At 41.8% G+C, this 9,633-nt stretch carries 11 protein-coding genes and 1 pseudogene; 4 read left to right on the top strand and 8 right to left on the bottom strand.

From position 1 onward, the window contains the following. Positions 1-252, top strand: a pseudogene (locus F607_RS35280) (IS4 family transposase); the annotation flags it as partial. Positions 253-313: 61 nt separating this feature from the next. Here F607_RS35280 and F607_RS0121830 read toward each other — a convergent pair. Together F607_RS0121830 and F607_RS0121825 are read right to left on the bottom strand one after the other, a co-directional pair. Further along, positions 314-724, bottom strand: a complete 411-nt coding sequence (locus tag F607_RS0121830; protein ID WP_027709774.1) for a VOC family protein — start codon at positions 722-724, stop codon at positions 314-316. A gap of 3 nt (positions 725-727) precedes the next feature. Then, the gene (locus F607_RS0121825; RefSeq protein ID WP_027709773.1) at positions 728-1,150 is read right to left on the bottom strand and encodes an OsmC family protein; all 423 of its coding nucleotides are present in this window, start codon (positions 1,148-1,150) and stop codon (positions 728-730) included. 249 nt (positions 1,151-1,399) lie between these two features. On the opposite strand from F607_RS0121825, the gene crp reads away from it, so the two are divergent. Continuing rightward, positions 1,400-2,044: a cAMP-activated global transcriptional regulator CRP gene (gene crp / locus F607_RS0121820; protein WP_027709772.1), complete on the top strand. Its 645-nt coding sequence runs from the start codon at positions 1,400-1,402 to the stop codon at positions 2,042-2,044. Between the two features lie 74 nt (positions 2,045-2,118). Here crp and trpC read toward each other — a convergent pair whose 3' ends face one another. The 6 genes from trpC to rpe all read right to left on the bottom strand — a co-directional run bounded on the left by trpC (position 2,119) and on the right by rpe (position 7,944). Continuing rightward, complete coding sequence (trpC, locus tag F607_RS0121815; protein WP_027709771.1) at positions 2,119-2,922, bottom strand: indole-3-glycerol phosphate synthase TrpC; 804 nt, start codon at positions 2,920-2,922, stop codon at positions 2,119-2,121. Positions 2,923-2,945: 23 nt separating this feature from the next. Beyond that, positions 2,946-3,989, bottom strand: a complete 1,044-nt coding sequence (gene trpD, locus F607_RS0121810) for an anthranilate phosphoribosyltransferase (protein ID WP_027709770.1) — start codon at positions 3,987-3,989, stop codon at positions 2,946-2,948. Between the two features lie 18 nt (positions 3,990-4,007). Beyond that, positions 4,008-4,592 carry an aminodeoxychorismate/anthranilate synthase component II gene (locus F607_RS0121805; protein ID WP_027709769.1) on the bottom strand — a complete coding sequence of 195 codons (585 nt, stop codon included), beginning with the start codon at positions 4,590-4,592 and terminating at the stop codon, positions 4,008-4,010. Positions 4,593-4,726: 134 nt separating this feature from the next. Continuing rightward, positions 4,727-6,208, bottom strand: coding sequence for an anthranilate synthase component I (trpE, locus tag F607_RS0121800; RefSeq protein ID WP_027709768.1), 1,482 nt, complete (start codon positions 6,206-6,208; stop codon positions 4,727-4,729). Positions 6,209-6,592: 384 nt separating this feature from the next. Further along, positions 6,593-7,273: a phosphoglycolate phosphatase gene (locus F607_RS0121795; protein ID WP_027709767.1), complete on the bottom strand. Its 681-nt coding sequence runs from the start codon at positions 7,271-7,273 to the stop codon at positions 6,593-6,595. After that, entirely contained in the window at positions 7,273-7,944 is a 672-nt protein-coding gene (gene rpe / locus F607_RS0121790) for a ribulose-phosphate 3-epimerase (protein WP_027709766.1), read from the bottom strand. The genes F607_RS0121795 and rpe overlap by 1 nt, the downstream gene beginning before the upstream one ends. A gap of 155 nt (positions 7,945-8,099) precedes the next feature. Here rpe and F607_RS0121785 point away from each other — a divergent pair, with 155 nt between their 5' ends. Both F607_RS0121785 and F607_RS0121780 read left to right on the top strand, forming a co-directional pair. Further along, entirely contained in the window at positions 8,100-9,323 is a 1,224-nt protein-coding gene (locus F607_RS0121785; RefSeq protein ID WP_027709765.1) for a DUF3530 family protein, read from the top strand. Between the two features lie 117 nt (positions 9,324-9,440). Beyond that, positions 9,441-9,633 (top strand): hypothetical protein (locus F607_RS0121780; protein WP_027709764.1); only part of this gene is annotated, 193 nt, incomplete at its 3' end.

The raw sequence follows: 9,633 nt of genomic DNA, 5'->3' as shown, positions 1-9,633 counted from the left end.
TTAGAAAGCACGCATTTACAGGAACTAGATCGTCTCGAAAAGCTATTTTTTGTTTGTGCTTTGGCATTAGCATGGTCATTCAAATTGGGTATATGGCAAAATAGTCTTAAGCCACTGAAGCTTAAAAAGCATGGCCGAAAACCGAAAAGTTTATTTCGTCTAGGGCTTGATTACTTACACAGGGTACTAGTAGAAGGAAGTGTTAACCTGGCAGTATTTCGGCACTCCCTGAAAGTTTTGTCCTGTACATAGCCCCAGCAGTAAAAAAAGTTCCGCTGGGGTAATGATTAGCACAAAGCATGTAAACAAGTGTTTACTTACCTTTAGAAATAGGCGGATGATAAATCATCTGGACAGTCGTACCGTCAGGGTCAAGACAATAAAAGCTTCTGGCGCCATCACGGTGAGTACGAGGCTCAGATAACATCACAATATTTTGCTTACGAAGAAATTCATACCATACATCAACTTGTTCTATTTCATCGATAATAAAACCGATATGATCGAGCCTTTGTTGTGACTTATCAATTTCAGTATGGCGCTTATGAAGCGCAAGATTATCATTACCTGATGTTAAAAAAACATTTTCACTGTCAGGTCGCCACTCAACTATCATACCCAATAAATTGACATAAAAATGTTCACATGCAGCCAAATCTTTAACGAACAACGCAACGTGACGTAAACCTGCAGTTTTTTTTGGTTTTTCTAATAATGTAGTCATACATTATTCCTGTTCACATACCTTATAATCATGACTTATTTCAACGCCCGCTCGTCCTAACATAATTGATGCGGAGCAATATTTTTCTGCAGACAAATTTACTGCACGCTCAATATGCGACTCTTTAAGATTTTTCCCCGTTATAACAAAATGCAAATGTATTTTTTTAAATGTAGCTGGAACTGTATCTACCCGTTCAGCACTAATTTCCACATAACAGTCAATGACTTGCTGACGCGCCTTCTTTAAAATAGAAATCACATCAATTGAAGAACACCCTCCCATCCCTAACAGCAACATCTCCATTGGACGAATACCAAGCTCACGCCCACCTTCATCAGGAGAGCCTTCCATCACTACTGTATGACCAGTACCTGACTCTCCAAGAAACATAGCATTTTCAATCCATTTAACACGTGCTTGCATAATTATTACTCAACGAGCTATCTTGTATAGTTAATAACGAGAGATGAAGACTAACATAGTTTTTGAATCCTTATTATTTTATTGCGAATGTTTTCACGTTTAAATTAGCTGTCTGACTCTAAAAAAATGGACAGGCATCATAGTTTAAGCACTTAACCAATTGACTAGCTAGAATAAAGGGAATTTTAGGGTCATAATGAAAACTAAAAATAATAGGATGTTATTAACATAAGTTGTTGGACCCTGTTTATGGTTGCTATTACTACACCTACACCCAAAATTAAAGACTTAGACAAATTTTTGTCTCTATGTCATCGTCGCCGTTATAGTGCTAAAAGCACAATTATTTATGCCGGCGACAGCAGCGACTCCCTTTACTATATTGTGAAGGGTTCAGTCACAATTTTAATCGAAGATGATGATGGTCGCGATATCATTATCGCTTATCTGAATGCTGGAGATTTCTTTGGCGAGATGGGATTATTCCTTGACGATGAAGAAGGCTCTCGTAGCGCTTGGGTAAGAGCAAAAACTGAATGTGAAGTAGCTGAAATTAGCTACAGCAAATTCAAAGAGTTTTGTGAAGAAGACCCTGAAATTCTCTTTGCGCTTGGTAAGCAAATGGCTAACCGCCTGCGCAATACAACCCGCAAAGTTGGTGACCTCGCATTCCTAGATGTTACTGGTCGCGTTGCTCGCACACTACTTGACCTGTGTAAAGAGCCAGATGCTATGACCCACCCTGATGGCATGCAAATTAAAATCACCCGTCAGGAAATTGGTCGAATCGTTGGCTGTTCAAGAGAAATGGTTGGACGTGTATTGAAAACATTGGAAGAGCAAGGGCTAGTTTCCGTTAAAGGAAAAACAATGGTGGTATTTGGAACTCGTTAATACCCCAACCCGTTTTATAGATAGGCGTTCAACAAAAAAGGCGAATTTAATTCGCCTTTTTTGTTTTCATTATTTTATAAATAGCCGTCAAATAAAGCAGCTAACTCTTTACCTGGATTTTGCTGACGCATAAAGGCTTCCCCCACTAGAAATGTCCAAACATTATTAGCAGTCATCTTTTCAACATCAGCTGATGTTAAAATTCCACTCTCAGTAACCACAATCTTGCTTTCTGGTATAGCAGGCAACAACCGCAGCGTTGTGTCTAGAGAAACATCAAATGTATGCAGATCACGATTATTAATACCTAGCAGAGGTGTTGGTAAATCCAGGGCCATTTCCAACTCTGCTTCATTATGTACTTCAACTAAAACATCCAAGCCTAACTCAATGGCTTCATGCGAAAAATCAACAAGCTGTTGGCGTGACAATGCAGCAGCAATCAACAAAATACAGTCAGCGCCTACGTATCTAGACTCTATAACCTGATAAGCGTCAATAATAAAATCCTTACGCAACACAGGAATCTTACATGCCTCACGAGCCTGCTTCAGATAAACCTCATCCCCTTGAAAAAAATCTTTATCTGTAAGCACTGACAAACAGGTAGCACCATATTGCTGATAGTCAGCAGCATGCTCAGCTGGCTGAAAGTCCTCACGAATCACTCCCTTACTAGGGGAAGCCTTCTTAATTTCTGCAATAATCGCTGCTTTTTTCTTGCTCAACTGCAGCTCGATCGCTGAAGCAAATCCCCTTACCTCAGGCAAATCAATTATTCTAGCCTGCAACGTAGACAATGAAACAGATTGTTTGCGCAAGCTGACTTCTTCTTGCTTTCGTTGCAAAATTCTTTTAAGTACTGTTGGAGTATTCATTAAGACAGCTTCTTTAATCGTTGTTATTCATCCACTTGAGTGGCATATCGTGTGAAACTTGCTAGTTCGCTGATTTTTTCTTTGGCCAAACCACTGGCAACTGCATCTTGCGCCATGGCCACGCCCTGCTCAATATTGCTTGCCAAACCAGTTACATAAATTGCGGCACCAGCATTTATTGCAATCATATCAGCTGCTTTAGCTGAATTTTCTGTTGTTTGTTTACCAAGTGCATCACGAATTAATTCAATACTGTTTTCAGCTGAGTCCACTTTAAGCCCTGACAGTGACTGCCTTTTAATAGAAAATTGCTCTGGGCTTAACCTATACTCATGAATCTCGCCATTTTTTAGCTCAGCTACCCAGGTGTCTGCAGCAATACTCACCTCATCCAGACCATCTTCAGCATGTACCACCATAACATGCTCTGAGCCTAACCTTTGCAAAACAGTCGCCACTGGTTTAACCCACTGCCGAGCAAACACCCCCATCACCTGTCGCTTCACAGCGGCTGGATTAACTAAAGGGCCTACCAGATTAAACAGTGTTCTTACACCAAGCTCTTTCCTAGGGCCAACTGCGTACTTCATTGCACTGTGGTGGGCTGGCGCAAACATAAAGCCAACGCCAACATGCTCAATTGATCGAGCAACTTGATCTGGGGTTAAATCCAATTTAATCCCAGCAGCTTCAAGAACATCAGCACTACCTGTCTTACTTGAAACAGAGCGATTTCCATGCTTAGCAACATGCCCACCAACAGCTGCGACTACAAATGCTGCGGCTGTTGAAACATTAAATATGTTTGAACCATCTCCGCCAGTCCCACAAGTATCAATGAGATCTGGGAGATCAAGATGGACAGGCTGAACAAGCGAGCGCATGACTTCTGCTGCACCCACCAGCTCATCAACAATTTCACCTTTCATTCTCAAACCAACAAGCAAACCCGAAATTTGTGCATCTGTTGCCTGTCCGGTCATCACCTCTGTCATGACTTTGTGCATCTGCTGGGTCGTTAAGTCATGCCCATCAACCACATGTGCTATGGCTTGTTTTATATTCATTGACACTCCCCCCTCTACTTAGCAGCTTTGCCGCAAAAAGTTAGCCAGTAAATCATGCCCCTGCTCTGTTAAAATCGACTCAGGGTGAAATTGTACCCCTTCGACAGCCAGAGACTTATGCCTGATCCCCATTATTTCATCCACAGAGCCATCAGCTAACTCAGTCCATGCAGTAACCTCAAAGCAGTCAGGAAGTGTTGACTGCTCCAACACAAGCGAATGATAGCGTGTTGCCTGTAACGGATTCTGCAAACCAGAAAAAACGCCAAGAGAGTTGTGCTTAACAGGAGATGTCTTGCCATGCATGACTTCTTTAGCTCTTACTACTCGTCCCCCAAAGACTTGACCAATACTCTGATGACCAAGGCATACCCCTAAAATTGGGATTTTTCCTGCAAATGCTTCAATAACAGCAAGTGAAATACCTGCCTCATTCGGCGTACAAGGACCTGGTGAAATAACAATATGAGAAGGCGAAAGCGCTTGAATCTTAGCAAGATCAATTTCGTCGTTGCGGTGCACTTCAACATCTGCATTCAATTCAGCTAGATACTGAACAATGTTGTAAGTAAAGGAATCGTAATTATCAATCATTAATAACATGGCTACCTCCAGAGGAAAAATACCAAACAGAGTGCTTTGAAGTGAGCTACTTGTAGTTAATGCATCACTTCTAACTCACTATGGTATTTACCCCTCAAAATACTGACTGTGGTAATGGTGCTAGCTTATTTCGGCTAAGGAAGATCTAACTCTGTTTGAGCAAGCATGGCTGCACGCATAACTGCTCGTCCTTTGTTGAGCGTTTCCTGCCACTCCATTTCAGGCTGTGAGTCAGCCACCACACCAGCCCCTGCCTGAATGTACAGGGTATTTTGCTTAATGACTGCTGTTCGAATCGCAATAGCCGTATCCATATTGCCACTCCAGGAAATATAACCCACAGCACCACCATAAATGCCACGTTTAACCGGCTCTAGCTGATCAATAATTTCCATCGCCCTGACTTTGGGTGCACCACTGAGTGTTCCAGCAGGCAGGGTTGCCTTCAACACATCCATTGCTGTGAGGTTATCTTTAAGCTGTGCTGTCACATTAGAGACAATATGCATGACATGGGAATATCGTTCGATAACCATCTGATCAGATACAGTAACTGTACCCGTTTTCGCAACACGACCTATATCATTCCGTCCCAAATCAATCAGCATTAAATGTTCGGCTAATTCTTTTGGATCAGCCAATAAATCTTTTTCTAAAGCTACATCTTCTTCTGGATTTTTTCCCCGTGGTCGAGTACCCGCGATAGGACGCACTACAACCTCACCATCTTCAACTCGAGCGAGGATTTCTGGTGAAGAGCCCACGACATAAAAATCCTGCAGGTTAAAGTAATACATGTAAGGGGAAGGATTTAAGCATCGCAGCGCACGATACAAGTTTATCGGCGGATCAGAAAAAGGGGCCTGCATTTGCTGCGATAAAACCACTTGCATGGCATCTCCTGCCATTATGTAGTCTTTTATTTTATTAACGTCCTCCTGAAAGGCCTCTTGCCCATATGAGGAAACAAAGTCAGTTTCTGAAAGTGGCGCACTACCTGCTGCGTGTGGTGCATTGACTGACTCCCTACGCATCCTGGCAACCAGCTGGCCTAACTTTACCTGAGACTTTTGATAAGCATCCGTCTCATGAGGATCAACATGGGTGACCAACAAAATTTTTCCAGATAAGTTGTCAAAAACAACAACATCATCAGACACCATTAATAGTATATCTGGAGTATGTAATTCATCCTTAGGGCAAGAGTTTGCAAGTTTAGACTCTATATAACGGATAGCATCATAGCTAAAATACCCAACCAAACCACCATTGAAGCGAGGTAAATCATCAGGCTCATAAACGTTAAAACGTTGAAAGTAGGTCTCAATAAACGTCAAAGGGTCATCAACCGTTAGACTTTCTAAAACAGTACCTTGTTCTTCAATAATGACCTGATGACCAAAGACTTTAATAACCGTGCGACAGGACAGTCCAATGATGGAGTAACGTCCCCACTTTTCGCCGCCATGAACAGATTCTAAAAGGTAGGTATACGCCAGATCTGCCAATTTAAGGTAGGTGCTAAGCGGAGTATCAAGATCAGCTAAAAGCTCACGGGTAACTGGAATACGATTGTAGCCTTGTTCGGCTAGCTGTAAAAACTGCTCGTGTGTCATGCGTTTTACCTAAACAATATTGAGTCATTAGAAATTTCCTTTGTTTTACTATCACCAAGACCAACGCCACCATCGCCAACTGGCCATTAGAGGTCGTTGTGAAAGACTCATATATTGCTTTGTAAAAGCTAACATTATCACAGTTTATTCCCCTACTGTTTTCCTAAATAACAGGCTTATTGTTTTAAGGCCTTTTCAGTTACTCACTTAATCTTTCTAGTACTAAGTTAACGATGCTAAATAATAAATCACTGAAACTCAAACAATAACCATCGGCTTCACATAACATCAACTTAAGTAAAACGTATAGAGCAACCAATGGTTATCTTAATCACAGTAATTTTTATCAACGCTATCTAAGCAGTTAACCCCATCGAAAAGGTTTCAGCATAAAAGCTCTGCAAGGGAGTCTACCACTTTATCGGGGTTTGCCGTATCGATCTGCTCTCCATGATTGTATCCATAGCTAACTGCAACCACAGAAACATTAGCCGATCTGGCTGCTTTCACATCATTAATGGAATCACCTACCATTAACGTATCTTGAGGGCCTTTTGCAAAGAAATCCATAGCATGCAGTAATGGTTCAGGGCTTGGTTTCTTCTCGGGAAGGCTGTCACCACTCAGCACCAAATTAAAAAAGTGCGCCAAATTTAACCGCTCTAACAACTGCTCAGTAAACTGGCTAGGTTTATTGGTCACAATCCCCATACTGATATTTTGCTGATGCAAATGCTGCAAAAAAGCTAAAACACCTTGATAAACACAGGCCTGCTCACCATTGTGGTATTGATAGTGTTCATTAAATAGCTGATTAGCTTGTGTTAAGCGTGCTTCTGTCAGCGACTCAGCCGACATAGCCTGTATAGCTCGCTCTACAAGCTTGGGTGCTCCATTACCTACCCAATGGCTCACCTGAGCCTGACCTGCAGGCTCAAGCCCCAGCGTCATAAGCATGGCATCAACAGCACTGGTTAAGTCAGGAATGCTGTCAACCAATGTCCCATCCAAATCAAACAACACCAATTCAGGATTTGGTAATGCTGGGAATGCAATGACCGCCATTAACTTATCTCCGCCAAATTAGCACGCATTTGCTCAATAACTGCTCGATAGTCGTCTTTACCAAAAATGGCTGATCCCGCAACAAAAGTATCCGCACCCGCAGCCGCTATCTGCGCAATATTATCTACATTCACACCACCATCAACCTCCAAGCGAATAGGTAAACCGCTTTCATCAATGATGCTTCTAGCACGTTGAATTTTCTTAAGTGCTTGTGGAATGAATTTTTGACCGCCAAACCCAGGGTTTACAGACATGATTAATACCATATCCACTTTATCAAGCACATATTCCAGCACATCTAACGGGGTTGCTGGATTAAATACTAACCCTGATTTAGCACCACTTGACTTAATAAGCTGGAGAGATCGGTCAATATGTTCTGATGCTTCTGGATGAAACGTAATATATGTGGCGCCAGCTTCAACAAAGTCACCAATAATACGGTCAACCGGCTTTACCATTAGGTGAACATCAATATCAGCAGTTACCCCATAGTTTCTTAGTGCCTGACATACCAATGGGCCAACTGTTAAATTTGGTACAAAATGGTTATCCATTACATCAAAATGAACAATATCTGCTCCAGCCGCTAAAACCGCATCCACCTCTTCACCCAAGCGCGCAAAGTCTGCCGATAAAATACTGGGTGCTATCAAGTAGTCTTTCATTATCACCGCCTCTTCATTCAGGTTGAGCGCATTTTAGCTGAACTTATCTATGCTTTCAGTAGGGCTAGCTCAATAAACGCTGAGGATATACTTCCTCCAGCGCATATTCAAAAGGAGCAACGTTGTAACGACTCTCAATCAGGACCCAACGTACCATGCGTCATAACGACTCAATCATTCTCTGCATTATTGTTCTACTGATTTGCTGTTTTCCCGTAAGGGCTGCACAAGAAGCTAACGCAGCCAATCAACCTTCTGGCTCTGTGTCAAAAGAGCAAAACACCTTAGCTGAATCAACAAGCTCTACCGCACAGGAAAGTACAACTCCGACAAAGCAAGATAGAGTACTTGCTAGTGACTTTATAAGTAGAAGCCAACAAGCACTGCAACAACTTTACACTAGTGACCAATTGGTAACACTCAGCCTAGAAAAGGACTCTGCATATGGACTGTGGCAAGATGAGCGTTCAGGTTCATTAAAAGGAACAGTCATTCTCCTTGCCGAGCAAGGCAATCATGCCGATTGGCCCAAGTATATGCATAAGCTCCGGCAGCAGCTGCCATTAAGAGGTTGGAGCACTCTTGCTATTACTCCACCCTCACCATCTATAGCCATCATGGAAGCCAAAGAAACATCCTCAGCCGATGCTCAAACAAATAATGTAAATGCTCAAGCTGGACAAGAAAAAGAAAACCAAATGTCTAACAACAATAAAAAAACCAACCCCACTGATAATGAAAAGCAGCAAAATACACCAAATAACAATCAGCCTAAACCAGACAACAAAGATGATAATGTTAATCCAGATAGTAAAAAAGCAGAGCTTGATAAGCATTTACCCGTGTTTCAAGTAACCCCCTCAATGCAGGAGAAATACTCAGACACAGTCAAGGAATTAATGAAAAGTGCACATCAGTTTGCTCAAGAAAAAACGACCGACAAAGTATTTTTACTGGCAATTGGGAGTAGCTGTTCTTTTTTACTATCCCACTTAGCTAATCACCCTAATGACTACACTGGAATAATATTGATTGACTGTAAACCTAACAATTGGTCCCCTACATCGACCTCAATTGAACCTTTAGATAAACAAAAAATTCCAGTATTAGATCTTGAAGTAAAAAGAACCCCTCACTACTCCAGATGGGCACAACTTCGAAAAGCAGCCAGCCTTAAAGCAGAAAACCCTAGTTATCGGCAACGTCTCTTAATTAGTGTGGGTTATGACAAGACGCTGGATAAACGAATTTTAAAGTATGTAAGCCAGTGGATAGATGCTGTTTTAACCGCCATAAAACGAGCAGAAAAACTTGCGGAAGAAGCTGCTGCACTACAGCAACAAAATTCTCGAGGACCTCGCAAGCAAAAAAACAATTAAAGACACTAATAAATTACAATACTGTGGACACTTTTTGGCTGAGAGTCGTAGGTTGTACCAAAGATAGAAACTGCGAGAATGCGGTTATCAACGTCGTATTGTCACAGGAATCTATCTTTGGAAAGCATAGTAAAAACGGTTTTACGCTCAATGTCCAACGTTAATAAACCTCAACGCACATTTATAGCCGCATTGTTGACGACATTAATCGTATTTCAAGGCAAGGCAACCTATAGAAATATGAACCGTTACAGTGATATGAGTGAAAAACGTTTTAGCCGTTGGTATAGCCGGGCATTTGATTTTGCCC

Origin of the sequence: Zooshikella ganghwensis DSM 15267 (assembly GCF_000428585.1) — a bacterium.
Taxonomy (GTDB): Bacteria; Pseudomonadota; Gammaproteobacteria; order Pseudomonadales; family Zooshikellaceae; genus Zooshikella; species Zooshikella ganghwensis.
This window is presented reverse-complemented; position numbering and strand designations above follow the sequence as displayed.